This is a genomic window from Thalassospira xiamenensis M-5 = DSM 17429 (assembly GCF_000300235.2).
GTDB classification, from domain to species: domain Bacteria; phylum Pseudomonadota; class Alphaproteobacteria; order Rhodospirillales; family Thalassospiraceae; genus Thalassospira; species Thalassospira xiamenensis.
In genome coordinates, this window is record NZ_CP004388.1 from 1,262,108 (window position 1) to 1,279,697 (window position 17,590).

General features: G+C 55.4%; 17 protein-coding genes. 7 read left to right on the forward strand and 10 right to left on the reverse strand.

Features of this window, described 5'->3' with window-relative positions:
* Positions 1-83 precede the first annotated feature (83 nt).
* From TH3_RS05855 to TH3_RS05890, 8 genes are all read right to left on the reverse strand, one after another.
* On the reverse strand, positions 84-710 hold the full coding sequence (locus TH3_RS05855; RefSeq protein ID WP_007092248.1) for a hypothetical protein: 627 nt from the start codon (positions 708-710) through the stop codon (positions 84-86).
* Positions 707-1,399 (reverse strand): hypothetical protein, encoded by a 693-nt coding sequence (locus tag TH3_RS05860; RefSeq protein ID WP_007092247.1) that lies wholly within the window; start codon positions 1,397-1,399, stop codon positions 707-709. Before TH3_RS05860 ends, TH3_RS05855 begins: the two co-directional genes overlap by 4 nt.
* On the reverse strand, positions 1,399-2,943 hold the full coding sequence (locus tag TH3_RS05865; protein ID WP_007092246.1) for an ABC transporter substrate-binding protein: 1,545 nt from the start codon (positions 2,941-2,943) through the stop codon (positions 1,399-1,401). Before TH3_RS05865 ends, TH3_RS05860 begins: the two co-directional genes overlap by 1 nt.
* Positions 2,944-2,953: 10 nt before the next feature.
* Positions 2,954-3,823 carry an ABC transporter permease gene (locus tag TH3_RS05870; protein WP_007092245.1) on the reverse strand — a complete coding sequence of 290 codons (870 nt, stop codon included), beginning with the start codon at positions 3,821-3,823 and terminating at the stop codon, positions 2,954-2,956.
* Positions 3,824-4,762, reverse strand: a complete 939-nt coding sequence (locus tag TH3_RS05875) for an ABC transporter permease (RefSeq protein ID WP_040060629.1) — start codon at positions 4,760-4,762, stop codon at positions 3,824-3,826.
* Positions 4,763-5,094: 332 nt separating this feature from the next.
* Entirely contained in the window at positions 5,095-6,672 is a 1,578-nt protein-coding gene (locus tag TH3_RS05880) for a SpoVR family protein (RefSeq protein WP_007092243.1), read from the reverse strand.
* The gene (locus TH3_RS05885; RefSeq protein ID WP_007092242.1) at positions 6,669-8,018 is read right to left on the reverse strand and encodes a YeaH/YhbH family protein; all 1,350 of its coding nucleotides are present in this window, start codon (positions 8,016-8,018) and stop codon (positions 6,669-6,671) included. Before TH3_RS05885 ends, TH3_RS05880 begins: the two co-directional genes overlap by 4 nt.
* A 146-nt stretch (positions 8,019-8,164) precedes the next feature.
* Positions 8,165-10,111, reverse strand: a complete 1,947-nt coding sequence (locus TH3_RS05890) for a PrkA family serine protein kinase (RefSeq protein WP_007092241.1) — start codon at positions 10,109-10,111, stop codon at positions 8,165-8,167.
* 663 nt (positions 10,112-10,774) lie between these two features.
* Between TH3_RS05890 and TH3_RS05895 the strand changes: the two genes are divergently transcribed.
* The 7 genes from TH3_RS05895 to TH3_RS05925 all read left to right on the forward strand — a co-directional run bounded on the left by TH3_RS05895 (position 10,775) and on the right by TH3_RS05925 (position 16,536).
* Entirely contained in the window at positions 10,775-11,110 is a 336-nt protein-coding gene (locus tag TH3_RS05895) for a rhodanese-like domain-containing protein (protein WP_007092240.1), read from the forward strand.
* Between the two features lie 209 nt (positions 11,111-11,319).
* The gene (locus tag TH3_RS05900) at positions 11,320-11,874 is read left to right on the forward strand and encodes a helix-turn-helix domain-containing protein (protein WP_007092239.1); all 555 of its coding nucleotides are present in this window, start codon (positions 11,320-11,322) and stop codon (positions 11,872-11,874) included.
* 21 nt (positions 11,875-11,895) lie between these two features.
* On the forward strand, positions 11,896-12,435 hold the full coding sequence (locus tag TH3_RS05905; protein ID WP_007092238.1) for a GNAT family N-acetyltransferase: 540 nt from the start codon (positions 11,896-11,898) through the stop codon (positions 12,433-12,435).
* A 296-nt stretch (positions 12,436-12,731) separates the two neighbouring features.
* Positions 12,732-13,730: a TRAP transporter substrate-binding protein gene (locus TH3_RS05910; protein WP_007092237.1), complete on the forward strand. Its 999-nt coding sequence runs from the start codon at positions 12,732-12,734 to the stop codon at positions 13,728-13,730.
* A 165-nt stretch (positions 13,731-13,895) separates the two neighbouring features.
* Positions 13,896-14,384, forward strand: a complete 489-nt coding sequence (locus tag TH3_RS05915) for a TRAP transporter small permease (RefSeq protein ID WP_007092236.1) — start codon at positions 13,896-13,898, stop codon at positions 14,382-14,384.
* Positions 14,381-15,649, forward strand: a complete 1,269-nt coding sequence (locus TH3_RS05920; protein ID WP_007092235.1) for a TRAP transporter large permease — start codon at positions 14,381-14,383, stop codon at positions 15,647-15,649. The genes TH3_RS05915 and TH3_RS05920 overlap by 4 nt, the downstream gene beginning before the upstream one ends.
* 5 nt (positions 15,650-15,654) lie before the next feature.
* Entirely contained in the window at positions 15,655-16,536 is an 882-nt protein-coding gene (locus TH3_RS05925; protein WP_007092234.1) for an isocitrate lyase/PEP mutase family protein, read from the forward strand.
* Positions 16,537-16,619: 83 nt separating this feature from the next.
* Here the strand turns inward: TH3_RS05925 and TH3_RS05930 are convergent, their stop codons facing one another.
* Both TH3_RS05930 and TH3_RS05935 read right to left on the reverse strand, forming a co-directional pair.
* Positions 16,620-17,012: a RidA family protein gene (locus TH3_RS05930; RefSeq protein ID WP_007092233.1), complete on the reverse strand. Its 393-nt coding sequence runs from the start codon at positions 17,010-17,012 to the stop codon at positions 16,620-16,622.
* A gap of 74 nt (positions 17,013-17,086) precedes the next feature.
* The gene (locus TH3_RS05935) at positions 17,087-17,479 is read right to left on the reverse strand and encodes a RidA family protein (protein WP_007092232.1); all 393 of its coding nucleotides are present in this window, start codon (positions 17,477-17,479) and stop codon (positions 17,087-17,089) included.
* Between the last annotated feature and the right edge of the window lie 111 nt (positions 17,480-17,590).

The following is a 17,590-nucleotide window of genomic DNA, read 5'->3' on the forward strand; positions in this document are numbered from 1 at the left end:
ACGTGAGGCTCAGCCTACGATGTATATTGGGCGCGCTTTGCGATGTTAAAGAGACCTCCTCTGAATATTATGTATTGTTAATGTTACGGGCGTCTTGTCGAGGACGGCTTCATGCCCTTTAGCCATGGCAGGAAGCCATCGAGAAATCGTGTGGTCGCGGGCATGAAATGGCTGCCGTGATGATACATCGGGTCCAGCGTGGTGACGATCATCCGGCCCGGCGTGGTGACCGTGTCGTCATAAAGAACCGATCCCAGATCACCGACATCGATCAGCGATACCGCACCATCAGGTACGATAAGATGTCCGTGATGATGCCACGTCGCATCGGCCAGCGTGATGTGATCAAACAATGGATGATCGGGCGCGGTTACGTGAAGGCCAAGGCTGCCGCCTTCTTTCCACCACCAGAAATTGGTCGGCGTGAAATGCCATTCGATCCCCGAGATCCATTCCGCCGGTCCGGTCGATCCCATGATGACAAGTGTTCTGCCGCTTTCAAGGAACTGCCTGAATTTTTCACGGTGCGGCCGCAGCACGGACGGATCGGTACGGCATGACACAATCAGCGTGTCATAATCCTCAAGCACCGTATCGCCGAGTTCACGGGTATAGATCACACCATCGAAAAAGTCGCGATAGCGCGGTTCATAAAGCGTTCTGTGGTGGTAATAGGTCCCGCTATCAAGGGCTGCGATCCTATGGGTCATGATACAGCTTCCTGTCCTCTATCGCCGCTACCGGCCCACTGGCAAAGCTGTGGCACGATCCGTGCGGTGCTGTCCTCTGATCCGGCATACATCCATAAATCATTGCCTGCATGCATCAGGATGCGGCCGCCTTCGGGGCGATGATAAATCCAGTCGCACGGCAGACGGTCCGGGCCAACCCCGTGCAGGGCAATCGCCCCTTTGGGGGGCGGGTTGTAACCGCGGGCATAAAACCCCGCCACACCGCGCCGGAATGTCAGATGATGCGTATCCACACCTTCGAAAACCGGGTGATCAGCAAGGCGATGAATGATCAGGTTTTCAAGCGACTGGCTTTCAAGCGGAACAAAGGTCTGGAATTCCGGCAACATTGGCCATGCGACATGCCCGTTGAACACAAGCGTCCCGCCGTCGGCAAGGAACCCCTCGATCTTGGTTGTCAGCGTCCCGAAAAACCGCTGATCAAGATGGGCGGGCAACATCAGGGCGGCATAGGGCGAAAGATCGATATCGCTCAGGTCGTAATGATCGATCTGTGCGATACCGGGCGCATGATCACCCACATCGGGCAAATCATCCCCGGCCCCCTTGATCGGATTGATAAACAGGCAAAGTCCCATGGCTGTTTCCTGCAAGAAAAGCGGGTGAAATCCCGTCCCCGGCGACAGTGCCGGGGACGGGAAGACCATCAGTCTTTCGACACACTCTTGAAGTCATAGAAGAAGCCGGACGGATGGATGCGATAACCTTCAACATCCTTGGCCGACGCGCCGACCGAAACCTTGTGCACCAGCGGAATGATCGGTGCATCGTCATGCAGGATATTCATCGCCCTGCGATAGGCTTCGTCCTTTTCCGCACCGGGCGAAAGGGTCCGGCCGGTATCGACCGCCTCGTCAAATCCGGCATTGTTCCAGAACTGGTAATTCAGCCCGGCCTTCGAATGGAACTGCGATTTAAGGTGCAGGTCCGGGTGGCCGGTCATTTCCGGGGTCCAGAACACGACCGAGATGTCGTATTCACCGCGCTTGACCAGATCAAGCATTCCTTCCCAGGTATACATCTGCACATCGGTGGCGATGCCGTTCTGGTTCAGAAGGGCGGCGAGTGCCTCGGTAATCGCGGGCATTTCGGTCCGGCTGGAATAGCTGAGGATACGCAGCGTAAGAGGCTTGCCATCCTTTTCCCATTTGCCGTCATTCTGTTGATATCCGGCATCGTTCAGAAGCGACGTCGCCAAATCGGTGTCAAGCTTGAAGGGCGCATCGGCCTTGGGCGCCCAATCAAATTGCGGGCCAAAAAACTCCCATGCTGGTTCGCCAATCCCGTCAAGGGCACCCTTGACGATCAGGTCGCGATCCACCAGCGCATTGACCGCCTGACGAATGCGCACATCCGAAAGCGGGCTTTTATCCCCGGCATTGAATGCGCCGTAATAAAGCCCGGCAATCGGTTTGGAATAGACCTTGAAATTTTCATCGCGTGACAGGCGTGCCACATCGGATGGCAGCATATTGTCGATGAAGTCTACCTCGCCCGCCTCAAGGGCCAGCGTGCGCGAATTATGATCGGGGATGAAGCGGTATTCGACTTTCGAAAGGGCCGGTTTTTCACCCCAATACCCATCAAAACGCGTCACGATGGTGCGGTCCTGTTTGCGGTATTCCTCGAACTTCCAGGGGCCGGTGCCGACCGGTTTGACGAATTCACCTGCATCATTGAACGATGCCTTGGCATAAATGCCGGTGATCGCGTCGGTGAGCTGGTTGGGAAGTGCGGCAAACGGTTCGTTGGTCTCGATCTCCAGAACCAGCGGTGCGGTGGCTGACATCTGTTTGATGTTCAAAAGGTCGGCGGCATAGGGCAGAAGCGCAATCACCCGTTCGAGCGAGAATTTGACCGCCCCGGCATCAAGTTTTGTTCCGTCATGGAAGACGACATTTTCACGCAGGTTGAAATGCCAGACCGTCGGTGAAATGCGTTCCCACGATGTCGCAAGACCGGGAACGGTATTCAGGTCATAGTCCTGTTTGACCAGCGTATCGAGGATCTCGCTTTCATTGAAAAAGCGTGACCGGCGCGGCTGCATCGCCAGCGGCAGCGCTTCCCACATCGTGCCGACAACCAGCGTATCCTGTTCGGTTGCGGCTGCTTTCTGCGGGGCGGCTGCGATGGTGCCGATTGCCAATGTTGCAAAGGCAAAAGTGCAAAGGGCCTTCCTGAATATCGTCATAGTGATCCTTCTAGTGAAGATAGTTGATCTGACTGAGCCGGAAACGATCGCCAAGCGCGTCTCCAAGCAGGTTTACGGCAACGACAAAACCGGCAATGGTCAGGCCAGGTGCCAGAACCAGCCGCGGATAATCGCGAAGATAGTTGCGGGATTCGGCAATCATCAGGCCCCATTCCGGTGTTCCCGGTTCCACGCCCAGTCCAAGGAAACTGAGCCCGGCAAAGGACAGGATCACCCACGACATGGAATAGGCACCAAGGGTTAAAAGCGGCCCGATGATGTTGGGCAGGATATGGCGTCTGGCGATCCGGTGGCGTGGCGCGCCAAGCGCCTCGGCGGCCATGACATAGGGCTTGGCCCGTTCGACAATCACCGCATTGCGAACGATCCGGGCATAGTCGGTCCAGTGAATGGCGATCAGGGCGATGATAACGGCGTTAAGTCCAAGCCCCAGCACCCCGGCAATGATCATGCAAATCGCCAATGCCGGGAAAACCGAAATGCCTTCGCAGAACCGCATCAGGATACGGTCTGGCGTTCTGCCGATCATTGCGGCAACCGTGCCAAGCAGGCTGCCAAACAGGGATGATGCAATCACCACAACAATCGCCGAGGCGGTGGTAAGCCGCGCGCCATAAAGCAACCGCGAAAACACGCAGCGCCCCATCGCATCCGTGCCCAGCGGATAATCAAGACTTGGCGGCTGCAACCGAAACAGGAATTGCGCCTGATAGGGATCATGCGGCGCAAAAAACGGCAGGATCAGGATCGCCAACATCACCGAGAAGACGACGGTCGCATACATATTGCCATTTCGGCCAAGAAGGGCGGTCAGCTTTTCGTGGGCGATGGATTTGGGGACAAAGGATCGCGCCAGCATCTAGACGATCTCGCGCGTGCGGGGATCGTAAACCGATATGGTGATATCGACGATCAGATTGACCAGAATGTAGGATGCTGCAATCAGAAGGAAACAGGCCTGTATCGCCGGATAATCACGATTAAGCAGTGATTCCACCAGATACCGCCCGATCCCCGGCCATGCAAACAGCGTTTCGACAATGATCATGCCATCAAAAATCCGGGCAAATTGCAGCCCGGAAAATGTCAGAAGTCCCGGCACGATATTGGGAATGGCATGATGCAGAATGACGCGCCGCCGTCGCCCGCCCTTGGCGCGTGCGGTACGGATATAGGGTTTTGACAATTCTTCCAGAAGACTGCTGCGCACGAACCGTGACAGAACGCCTGTGATCGATGTTGCAATCACGAGGGTCGGCAAAATGGCATGTTGCCATGTACCGTGCCCGCCGGTCGGCAACCAGCCAAGTGCAAGCGAAAACAGCAGGGCAAGCAGCAGCGAGTACCAGAAATTCGGGATCGACATGCCGATCACGCTGATGATTCCGGCAACCCGGTCAATCTTGCTGTCGGGATAAACCGCACACAAAATGCCGATTGGCACCGCAAGAAACAGGGCAACCGCCAGCGCACAGATCGCAAGGATCAGCGATTGTTCAATCCGCAACAGAATGTCGGTGATAATCGGTTCACGGGTCACAAGCGAAAGACCGAGATCGCCCTGCATCAATCCGCCAAGCCAGCGCAAATACTGCATCGGCAACGGATCGTTCAGACCATGACTATCGGCAAATCTTGCAACCTGGGAGGCATCGGGCAGGGTGCCATCCATCTGCGCCATTAACAGAACTTCGGCAAAATCACCGGGCATCAATCGCAGCAGCATAAAACCCGCAACCGAAACGGCAAGCAGCAGAACAAGGGCATGTGCAATGCGGGCTGCCAGGCGGGACGCCATCGGATCGATTTTCCATCTTGTGTCATGAACCGGGAATTCGAACCGCATCGGACACGGTTCGAATTAATATCGCAAGTAATATGCAGTTGCATTAAAATGATGCAACTGATTTCCATTATTAATTAAGTGGCTTGCGAATATGTTGATTGTATCTGCTGATAAGGCACAATCTTTGGGTGTGGATGTGCTGAAGTCACGGTTTTAGATGGACAAGTTTGTGGTCTGATACAGCTTCAGGTTTTCTTTGGCGCGCAAAAAGGCAAATCCTGTTCCGCCGTACGTCAACGAAACGGATCGGATTCTGGGGCGGCTAAACTGCCGCAATGCCAATATCAGGTGTTGGCAAGGTCTTCGGGCGTGAAGTTCATTTCATGCAGGATTTCACCGGTTTCATTGTCAACCGCCTGCAAGGTCACGCCATATCCCCATAATTGCCCGATATAGCCCAGTGTCATTTCCGCTTCGGATTTTTCAAGCCGGATGCCGTCATGTTCGGTGTGCTGGATGTAAAGCTGCCGGTTGCCGCGCAGGTCGACATCAACCACCTGCATGTCGGGTTCGCGTACCGAAATGTCATGCATGCGTGCCAAGGCGCGGCGCACCTTGCGGTATCCGTTATCGTCGTGGATGGCGGCGACTTCCAGATGCGGGCTGGAACTCAGATCGTCGATCAGGAACATCCGCATGTCGCGCATCAGTTTGGGCGACAGGAATTGCAGGATGAAACTTTCATCGCGGTAATGCGCCCACGCTTCTTTTAGCGTTTCGACCGGCGCGTTATTGCCCGCAATATCGGGGAACCATTTGCGGTCTTCCTCGGTCGGGTCGACACAGATGCGGTGAATGTCCTGCATCATGGCAAAGCCAAGCGCATAGGGGTTGAACCCGGAATAACGCGGATCGTCATATTCCGCCTGAAACACCACGCGCGAATGGTAATCGATGAATTCCATCATCGCACCTTCGGAAATCAGGCCCTTGTCATAGAGGCTGTTCATGATCGCGTAATGGACATAACACGCACAGCCTTCATTCATCATTTTGGTCTGTTTCTGCGGATAGAAATATTGCCCGATATTGCGCACGATCCGCAAAATCTCGCGCTCCCAGGCTTGCAGGGTCGGGGCGTTTTTCTCCAGGAAATACAGCAGGTTTTCTTCGGGTAATCCGAACTGGGCCCGGCGTTCCTCGACCCGCATCTTGCGACGCATTTCATCAAGGTCTTCGTCGTCCTTTTCGGCCTGCGGCAAGGTCCGCCACAGATCGTTATAGGTTTCGTCCTCGTATTTGGCGCGTTCGCGTTCACGTTCCAGTTCTGCCGCCAGATTGGGCTTTTCCGGGTGGGAATACCGGTTTACCCCCTGTTCCATAAGCGCATGCGCCGCATCAAGAACCCGTTCGACCGCATCAAAGCCAAACCGGTCCTCGCATTTGGCGATATAGCGTTTGGCAAATTGCAGATAATCGAGAATACCCTCGGCGTCGGTCCATTGCTTGAACAGGTAATTGTTCTTGAAGAAATGGTTATGGCCAAAGGCGGCGTGGGCGATCACCAGGGCCTGCATGACGATGGTGTTTTCTTCCATCACATAGGAAATGCAGGGGTTGGAATTGATCACGATCTCGTATGCCAGACCCTGATATCCCTTGCGATACATCACATCGTCGCGCACGAACCGTTTGCCGAACGACCAATGATGATACATCAACGGCATGCCGATGGATGAATAGGCATCGAGCATCTGCTCGGACGTGATCACCTCGACCTGATTGGGATAGACATCCAGTTTCAAGTCGTTGATCGCGATATCCTCGATCGCGTCATAGGTGGCTTTCAGGGTGTTGAAATCCCAGTCGGCACCGGAAAACAGAAGTTCGGGGGCGGTGGCTGGTTCGGTCTTTTTGGTCATCCTTTGACCCCGCTTAGTTTTTCGGCGCGATTTTTGGCAAACAGTTCCCGGAAGACCGGGAAGATATCGGCGGCCTTGGTCACCCGTTTAAGGGCAAATCGCGCATTGGTGCGTGCAACTGGGGCATAGGCCTTCCAAAGGGCGGTTTCCCCTTCGGCGGACGAGAAAATCTCGGCCTCGCGCTCGTCGGTGATTTCGATATAGGCGTAATACTGGCATTTCGGCAATAGGTCCTCGGCCAGCAACGCCGTGCATTTCGCCCCGTCATTGGAATAATTGTCGCCGTCCGATGCCTGTGCGGCATAGATGTTCCACTGATCAGTCGGGTAACGATCCTTCAGCACGCGTTTCATTTCCTCTAACGCGGTGGAAACGATGGTGCCGCCGGTTTCACGCGAATAGAAAAACGTTTCCTCGTCCACTTCGGCGGCGCGCGATGTATGGCGGATGAACACCACATCGACATGTTCGTAGCGGCGATGCAAAAACAGATGCAGCAGCATGAAGAACCGTTTCGCCAGTTCCTTCATCTGTTCGGACATCGATCCCGACACATCCATCAGACAGAACATGACGGCCTGGGTGTTCGGATCGGGGATTTGCTGAAACTGGTTGTATCGCGTGTCGATGGGATCAATGAACGGGATCGCCTTCATGCGGCGCTTGGCTTCTTCAAGATCGGCCAGAAGCCCGTGAAGGGTATCCTCATCGGGCTTGGTCAGTTTGCTGGACAGGCGTTTTTCGGCCTTGGCCTGAAGGGCGGCGATTTTTTCTTCAAGGTCGCGGATTTCGGCGGTTTTCGGGCGGCGCAGGCCAATCCGGCGCGCCAGAGAATTGCGCATGGTGCGCACAAGGCTAAGGTTGGCGGGGGTTCCGTCCGATGAAAAACCCGCGCGCGCCGTGCGAAAGGCGGTGGTCTGTTTCAGGCTTTTTTTCAAAAGGTCGGGCAGTTCCAGATCTTCGAAAAAGATATCAAGGAACTCGTCACGCGACAGGGTGAACTGAAATTCGTCTTCACCGTCGCCATCGGGGCTGGCCTGTGATCCGCCTGCACCGCCATCGCCACCTTGCGGACGGGCAATCCGGTCGCCGGGGACAAACTTTTTATTGCCGGGCAGCACATAATTGCGATCCCCGCCGCGGCGTGCGTGATGAAAACCCGGTTCATGCAGGGTCTTGCCCGGAATGGTGATGGAATCGCCGCTATTGATATCGGTGATGCCACGCGTGCGAATGGTGTCTTCTACCGCCTTTTTGATCTGTGCCTTTGCGCGCCGCATAAAGCGCTGCCGGTTGCCAAGACTTTTGCCTTTCGGGTTCTTGCGGCGGTCGACGATATAAAGCATGGGCAGTTACATCCTTGCTTGCGCACGTATCGTTTCGAGAACCCCGGCCGACGGATCGTTGGAAAACCGTCGACCGGGAGCTCGGTGCACCGGGCGGACAAGGGGACAAACCGCCCGGTGCGGGTCGGCAAAGCCGCAGCTTGGGCTTAACCGGCCTTATTGACACGCATGTACCATTCGACCAGACGGCGTGTCTGACGTTCGGTATAGCTTCGATCAATCATGCGTTTGACGAACTCGTTGTGTTTCTTCTCGGTGTCGCTGTCTTTTTTCGATCCGAATGAAATCACCGGCAGCAGGTCTTCGACCTGGCTGAACATGCGTTTTTCGATGACTTCGCGCAGTTTTTCATAGGACGTCCATGCCGGGTTCTTGCCCTTGTTATTGGCGCGTGCGCGTAGGGCAAACTTGACGACCTCGTTGCGGAAATCCTTCGGATTGGCGATGCCCGCGGGTTTTTCGATCTTGGACAGTTCCTGATCGATGATCTTGCGATCCAGCAACTGACCGGTATCGGGGTCCTTGAAGTCCTGATCCTCGATCCAGGCATCGGCATAGGCAACATAACGGTCAAACAGGTTCTGGCCGTAATCGGAATAGCTTTCGAGATAGGCCTTCTGGATTTCCGCCCCGATGAACTCCGCATAACGCGGGGCCAGTTCGGATTTGATGAAATCCATGTAATCCTTTTCGCGTTCTTCGGGGTATTGTTCACGCCGGATCGCCTGTTCGAGCACATACATCAGATGTACCGGGTCGGCCGCGACCTCGTGGGTGTCATGGTTGAAGGTTTCCGAAAGCACCTTGAAGGCGAAACGGGTTGAAATGCCGTCCATGCCTTCGTCGACACTGGCGGTATCGCGATATTCCTGCATCGATTTTGCTTTGGGGTCGACATCCTTCAATGTTTCGCCGTCATAGACGCGCATCTTGGAATACAGGTTTGAATTTTCGTGTTCTTCAAGGCGCGACAGAACCGAAAACTGTGCCAGCATCTTAAGCGTGCCCGGCGCGCAGGACCCCTGTTCCAGTTCGGATCCCTGCAACAGTTTGTCGTAAATCAGGGTTTCTTCTGTCACCCGCAGGCAATAGGGAACCTTGATCACGCTGATACGGTCGATAAAGGCCTCGTTATTCTTGTTGGCCTTGAAGGTTTGCCATTCCGCCTCGTTCGAGTGCGCCAGAATAAGGCCCTGGAACGGGATCGCACCAAGGTTTTCGGTGCCGATATAGTTGCTTTCCTGCGTTGCCGTCAGCAACGGGTGCAGCATCTTGATCGGGGCTTTGAACATCTCGACAAATTCAAGAAGCCCCTGATTGGCGCGGTTAAGGCCGCCGGAATAGCTGTATGCGTCCGGGTCGTTCTGGCTGTAATATTCAAGTTTGCGGATATCGACCTTGCCGACCAGTGACGAAATGTCCTGATTGTTTTCATCGCCCGGTTCGGTTTTGGCAATCGCAATCTGGCGCAGGCGCGACGGGATCAGTTTTACGACCGAGAATTTGGAAAGATCGCCGTTAAATTCATCAAGCCGTTTCACCGCCCATGGCGACATCAGCCCGGTCAGGCGGCGTTTGGGGATGCCGTATTTGTCTTCGATGGCATCGCCCATTTTGGCCGGATTAAACAGGCCAAGCGGGCTTTCGAAAACCGGGCTGATCTGATCGCCGGCTTTGAGCACGTAGATCGGCTCGACCTCCATCAGTTCCTTTAACCGTTCGGCAAGCGAGCTTTTACCGCCGCCAACCGGGCCCAGCAGATAAAGAACCTGTTTGCGTTCTTCCAGTCCCTGGGCGGCATATTTGAAGAAGCCAACGATGCGTTCGATGGTTTCTTCCATGCCAAAGAAATCTTCAAAGGCCGGATATCGTTTGATGGTGCGGTTCAGGAAAATTCGGCCGAGACGGGAATCGGTCGAGGTGTCGATCATTTCGGGTTCGCCGATTGCCTTGATCATCCGCTCGGCTGCGGATGCGTAGGCCGATGGATCATCGCGACATAGATTAAGATAGTCCCGGATGGTTAGTTCGGTTTCGCGTTTTCCGTCATAGCCTTCCGCATACAGCTCGAAGATGTCCTTGTCTTCAGCCATGGCGCGGTCTCCTTTCCAACGTTATCGCACTTCTGTCAGATGTCGTTTCCTGTGTTCTTTTGATCTTGGGGCTTAACCGGCATGATGGCCGGATTGCCCGATCCTGTTGCAAGACGGCAGCAGGTTTGCTGCGCTGCGGTGGCATTGAAAGTAGCCGCCGTTCATTCTGTCTACGTCCGAAATAAACGAATCGTTCAATCGGGCGGTGAGTAAATAAACTAATGAACTTTATTTAAGGTTCGTTTAAAGGTCTGCCAGATGATGGCAAAGAAAATGGGTTTGATGACTTTTTAGAATGGCTTGCAATATTTGCAACCGGCAATGGTAATAGTCAAAGTCCCGCTTTGCGGCGACCCAAAGTCACTTTTTCCTAGGGGCGGGCGTAGCCGGTGAATGCACCCGGATAAGGTCCGCTCCTGTGACCCTGTCTCTTTGACGTGGGGCTTCCGGTATCATTCCGCAATGGTCAAGCTACGAATATTGTTGGTAAAAACGCTTGCGAAACGATCACGTCGAAGTGACCGGGCCGGATGCCGGGAAACCGGCGCTCTGACGGCGAATTCATCCGCCGTACCCATTTTGCAATTGCACAGTCAAACAACAAAATTATATCAGTTCTGTCTTTCTACTGTGCGCCAAACCCGCCCCGAAGGGAAGTATCGAATGACCGATGGTAGCGTGAATTTCGTCGAAAGTGGTGAACTTGATCACCTGATTGCACAGGGTAACGTGACCCTGATTGACGTCCGCGAACCCGACGAATTCAGGTCCGGTCATATCAGCGGGGCGATCAATATGCCGACCTCGACTTTCGATATTCCGGCACTTGTCGACCTTGCCGACGATACAGAGACGGATTTCGTGTTCATTTGTGCCGTCGGACAGCGATCTTTCGGGGCTGCCAACGCCGTTCTGCCGCATCTTGATTGCAAGGTGATGAACCTGAAGGGCGGTTTGCAAAGCTGGACACGGGACGGGTTTGATCTCGCCCAAGGCTAACAAACGCGCCTTGTGCCTCCGTCCCTATGTGCTTCTGTATGTGCTTCTGTGCTCGAAACGCAATGCAGAGGCGGCTTGGCATTGCAAACCGATCCTCTCAGAGCTCCTTCTTTCTTCGTCCCTTCATTCGCTGCCTCATTCAACAACGACGATGATTCTCGTTGACGATTTCCCGTATATGGGATTAATTCCCTGATATGAAATTTTGAATGAGTAATATGATGGATCGGAAGATTGCGGAGCGGCTTGCTGCGTTGCGGGCGGAGCGGGGTTGGTCGCTTGAGGAGCTGGCGGCGCGGTGCGATGTCAGTCGGGCCAGCCTGTCGCGGCTTGAGAATGGCGAGGTCAGCCCGACGGCGCATGTTCTGGGCAAGCTTTGTGCCGCCTATGGCCTGCCGATGTCGCGCCTGATGCAGATGGTCGAGGACGAGTTCAAACCGCTTGTTTATCGCGGTTTGCAGCGGACCTGGGCCGACCTGGAAACCGGTTTTTTCCGACGGACGGTTTCACCACCCGCGCAGGGGCTGATGGCGGAAGTCATCGAATGCGAACTCGATCCCGGTGCACGGATCGAATACGAGGGATCACCACGCCCGGGGCTTGAACATCATCTGGTGATGCTGGCCGGGCAACTGCATATCACGGTGGAGGGCAAGGCCTATGTGCTGAATGTCGGGGATTGCCTGCGATACCGGCTTTCAGGCCCCAGCAGCTTTGAAGCCCCCGCCGATAAAGGCGCGATCTATCACCTTTTCATCGTATGAGAGTATGAGGCCCCCAAAAAAATGAGCGACCAGATCACCATTGCAAGCTTTGACGCCGATCAGCTTGAAAGCCACCTGGAGGCGTTTGGCGAGATGCTGCATGCCTGCGTTCATGACGGGGCCAGCATCGGATTTATCGAACCGTTTGATGCCGCCGCCGCAATTGGCTTCTGGCGCGATATGGTCCTGCCTGCGATGCGGGGCGGCAGGCGCGATCTGTTCGTGGCCCTGCTGGGGGGCCGCAAGGTGGTCGGAACCGTGCAGCTTGATTGCGCCACCATGCCCAATCAGGTCCATCGTGGCGAGGTCTGCAAACTGATGGTGCATCCGCAATATCGCCGCATGGGAATTGCGCGAAAACTGATGGAGGCACTGGAAAAACGGGCGTCTGCGAAAGCACGTCATCTGCTGACACTTGATACGAGAACCGGCGACAGTGCAGAGCCGCTTTATGCCTCGCTCGGCTTTGAAACGGCGGGCGTGATCCCGGCCTATGCCCGTGATCCGTTTTCCGAAAAGCTGAGCGCAACGACGGTGATGTATAAGCGGTTGGGCAATTAACGCGCAGGTGAACGATTCCCGTATTCTGTATTCAAAACCGTTTTTCTGGCATGCCAGATTACGTAGAAAAAGTGAATAATCAGCCTGATTATTCACTTTTTGCATTGCGGCATGCGATTGCCGGGCAGGGCGCTTTCCCCCGGAACAGAAGACCTTCATGCTGCTGTGCAGCGCACTAAGGGTTAATGCGTGTGACAGTGGTATGACCAAAACATCTTGAATGCCAAACCGGGTTGAGCGCATCTTTGCGCCTGAAAGCTTTTGTATAAAATAAAAAACCCCGGAGGACGTTCGTCATGAAGAAATTTGCCCTTGCGGCGGCCCTGATGGCTGCCGTTGGTTTTACCGGCATGACCCATAGTGCCATTGCAGCCGATCTGACATTGCGGATTTCGCTGCAACTGCCGATGAAAAGCCACCTTGGTCAGAACCTTTTGATGTTCAAGAACGAGGTCGAGGAAAAATCGAACGGCGATATCGCGGTCGAGATTTATGACAGTGCGCAGCTTTACAAGGACAAGGAAGTTCCCGCCGCCGTCGGTTCCGGGGCGATTGAAATGGGTGTCGCATCGCTGACCCGTTATGTCGGTGATGTGCCGGCGGTCGATGTGTTCTATCAGCCGTTCCTGCTTGATTCCGAAGAGAAAGTCCGTGCCGCGGTTGCCAAGGGATCGCCGGTGCGTGGTCCGCTGGATGAGGCGATTGCCGATACCGGCGCGACCGTCCTGTGGTGGCAGGCATATGGCGGATCGATCATGCTGTCGAACGGTGGCCCGATCAAAGGCCCGGAAGGTCTTAAAGGCCAGAAAGTCCGCGTGTTTTCCAAAACCCAGGGCGATTTCATTTCAGCGGCTGGCGGTGCGCCGACCCTTATTTCCGGGTCCGAGCAGTATATCGCCTATCAGCGTGGTACGGTTGATGTCGGCATGACCGGCATGTCGGGCGTCAAATCCCGCCAGCTTTGGGAAGTCATGGATACCGTGACCGCCACCAACGATGCCGACGTTGAATTCATCGTGGTGATCAATACCGATTTCTGGAACGGCCTTTCGGATGCGCAGCGCGACATCATTTCGACCGCGGCGATGAATGCGGAAAAAGACGTCCGTGATCGCATGTCATCGATCGAAGCCGAAGCCTACGAAGAAGCCAAGGCCAACGGCATGACCGTCTATACCCCGACCGAAGGGGAAATGGCGGCATGGCGTGAAGTTGCCAAACCGGTTTACGAGGAATTCCTTAGCCATACCGGCGATCTGGGCAAGCAGGTCTTTGATGCGGCCAGCAAGCTTTAAGCCTTGCCCGCGGACGATAGACTGAACTGCCAATAAAGAAGACATCACCGCATTTTCGACGGCCCCGCCGTTGCGGTGATGTCTTTTCATCTATTCACCAGTCTCTCTTTTCAGGAGGCGGTCGCAACCGGAGGCCACCATCCCGGTACGGCCTGGATTTTTATCATGTTTGATCGTTTGATGCTTTTGCTGGCCTGGATCGCAGCCCTGCTGTTTGTCGCAGCGGGCGTGATGCTGACCTATGAGGTCGTGGCCCGGTATTTCTTTATTCGTCCCACCATCTGGGCGGCAGAGCTTTCGCAGCTTTGCCTGATCTGGGGATCACTGCTTGGCATGCCCTGGGCATTGGCGGCACGGCGGCATATTTCCGTCGATGCGATCACCCGGCTTTGCAAGCCGGGAATGCGCCGCTTGCTTGAAATCATCGCGATGACGGTGGTTCTGGTGTTTTCCGTCATGGTGACGTTCAAGGGCTGGGAAATCTTCCTTGAAAGTTTCGAGCGCGGCCGCACCAGCGGCACGATGCTTGACCTTCCGGCGTGGGTTGCGGAAATCCCGGTCGTGATCGGTTTTGCGCTTCTGGCTGTTCAGGCCGTCATTGAAATTGTCGGCGTGATCCGCGGCAAGGATATTCCGGAAGGGGCGCACGAATGACAATTATCCTGACACTTGCGGCAATGTTTGCCTTGCTGCTGATCCGTGTGCCGGTGGCCTTTGCGCTGGGCGGGCTTGGCCTTGGCATGCTGATCATTGGCGGGTTTTCGCCGCTGATGGCACCGCAGGCGATCCTGTCGACACTGGATGGGTTTATTCTGCTGTCGGTGCCGCTGTTTTTGCTGATGTCCAACATCCTGCTGCGCGCCGGGGTCGGTAATGACCTGTTTGCCGCGGTCAGTGCGTGGGTCGGTCATTGGCCGGGCGGGCTTGCGGTGGCGACCATCCTGTCGTGCGGTGTGTTTGCCGCGATTTCGGGATCATCGGTGGCAACCGCGGCCACGATTGGCACGGTCGCCATCCCGGAAATGGTCCAGCGCGGCTATAACAAGCGTTTCGTCTATGGCCTGATGGCGGCGGGCGGCACGCTTGGCATCCTGATCCCGCCTTCGATCCCGATGATCATTTACGGCTTTGTCACCGAGGAATCCGTGATTGCGCTTTTCCTTGCCGGGGTCGGGCCGGGCATTGCGTTGCTGTTGCTGTTTATCGTTTATTCGATGATCTATGCCCGGTTTGGCGGGCAGGAACGCGAACCAAAACGCGGTTGGGATGAACGAAAGCGCGCCACGTTAAAGGCGCTGCCTGCCGTGCTTCTGGCGGTGCTGATCATATCGGGGATCTATTCCGGGGCCTTTACCCCGACCGAGGCCGCGGCCATCGGCTTTGCGGCTGCCCTTCTGATTACGGCAGCGATGCGGGTTCTGACCTGGAAGGCGTTGAAACTTGCGATTTTTGATACCATGGCGACCACGGTTGCGATCATCCTGATCATTGCCGGGGCCAAGGTGTTTGGCAAGGCGATCACGCTGTATCGCATCCCGCAGGATATCTCGATGATGATCAGCCAGGGGATCGATACCGAACTTGGCTTTATCCTCGTCGTGACGGTCGTATTGCTGATCATGGGGCTGGTGTTTGAGGCACTTTCAATGGTGCTGATCATGACGCCGGTTCTGTTGCCCGCAGCCCTGGCACTTGGCTTTGATCCGATCTGGTTCGGGGTCTATATGGTGATCATGGTTGAATGCGCGCTGATCACGCCACCGGTGGGGCTTAACCTTTATGTCATTCAGTCGGTGGCGAAAACGCGATTGGGCGAAGTGGCGCGCGGCGTGTTGCCGTTCCTGCTTCTGATGTTCCTGACGGCGGCCATTCTGTATGTCTGGCATGATCTTGCCCTGTATATCCCCTTTAAAATGTGACGCTTATGACCAAACAAATCACTCCTGCCGATAAACTCGGTGCGCTTCTGGCGACTGGCGATCTGATTACCATGCCCTGCTGCTTTGATGCGCTGTCGGCCAAGCTGATCGAACAGGAAGGCTTTGGCCTGACTTTCATGTCGGGCTTTTCGGCCGCGGCTTCGCGGATCGGCGAACCTGATCTTGGCCTGATGTCTTATGGCGAAGTTCTTGATCAGGCGCGCAACATCACTGATGCGGTTTCCATCCCAGTGATCGGTGATGGTGATACCGGATATGGTAATGCGATGAATGTGAAGCGCACCGTTGCCGGCTTTGCCAAGGCAGGCTGTGCCGCGGTGATGATCGAGGATCAGCTTGCGCCCAAGCGTTGCGGACATACCAAGGGCAAGGAAGTCGTTGGCCGGGACGAGGCGTTTGACCGTATCAAGGCCGCCGTTGATGCAAGGGAAGCCGGGGCGGATATCCTGATCCTTGCGCGGACCGATGCCCGTCATCAGCATGGCCTGAGCGAGGCGATTGACCGGGCCGCGAAATTTGCCGAACTGGGGGCGGATATTCTGTTTGTCGAAGCCCCGAAAACGGTCGCGGAAATGCGCGAGCTTTGTGCGGCCCTGCCGGGGCCGAAGATGGCCAATATCGTCGAGGGCGGCGAAACCCCCGATCTGACCCCTGATGAATTGACCGATATCGGCTATCAGATCGCGGCCTATCCATTATCGCTTATGGCAGCGGCAATGAAGGCGATGGTTGAAACCCTGCAATTGATGAAAGCGGGCAAGCCACGCACCGATATGCTGATGGATTGGGGCCAGTTGCGCAATCGCATCGGCTTTGATGCCTATTACGAGGAATCGGAACGCTACGCGACCTCGAAACGCGGGTAGGGGCAGCACGTATTCCAATATTACGTCAAACGGCGCGCGAGGGGCTTCTCGCGCGCCGTTTTGCGTTTTGAGGCCGGTGATCATTAGTCCGGAACGCGGGCGATGACCTTGATTTCGAAATCAAACCCGGCCAGCCAGTTGACGCCGATTGCCGTCCAGTTCGGATAGGGGGCTTCGGGGAAGACGTCACCCTTCACCTTCATGATCGTTTCAAACTGGTTTTCGGGATCGGTGTGGAAGGTTGTCACGTCGACGATATCGTCAAGCGTGCAGCCGCCAGCCTTGAGCGTTGCTTCAAGATTGGCGAATGCCAGACGGACCTGTGCCTCGAAATCCGGTTCGGGTGAACCGTCAGAGCGGCTGCCGACCTGACCGGATACGAACAGAAGGTCGCCCGATTTGATCGCGGCGGAATAGCCGTGTTCGGCATAAAGGGCGTGCCGGTTGGCGGGGAAAATGGCGTTACGCTGTGCCATGTGGATTATCCTTTGCGTGGGTCTGGTGTGTGTGTCTGGAAAATGTTGATGCCGGTTTTGTCCGGTTCAGGTCTTCAGCCCGGAATGCGGGCAATGACCTTGATTTCAAAGTCATACCCGGCCAGCCAATTGACGCCGATTGCCGTCCAGTTCGGATAGGGGGCTTCGGGGAAAACTTCGCCCTTTACCTTCATGATCGTTCCGAACTGATTTTCGGGATCGGTGTGGAAGGTCGTGACGTCGACGATGTCGTCAAGCGTGGCACCACCTGCCTTAAGCGTTGCTTCAAGATTGGCGAATGCAAGGCGGACCTGTGCCTCGAAATCCGGTTCGGGTGAGCCGTCAGAGCGGCTGCCGACCTGGCCGGAGACGAAAAGAAGATCGTCCGACTTGATCGCGGCGGAATAGGTTTGATTTTCGTAAAGCTCATGCCGACCGGCTGGGAAAACGGCGTTACGCTGTGCCATCTGGATTTCTCCTTTATGTGTGTCTGAAAATGCTGCCGACGGAGTTGTATCCGGCGTGCAATTTCACATACGATGCGTATATAAAACTCAGATACACAGCGTATGTCAAGT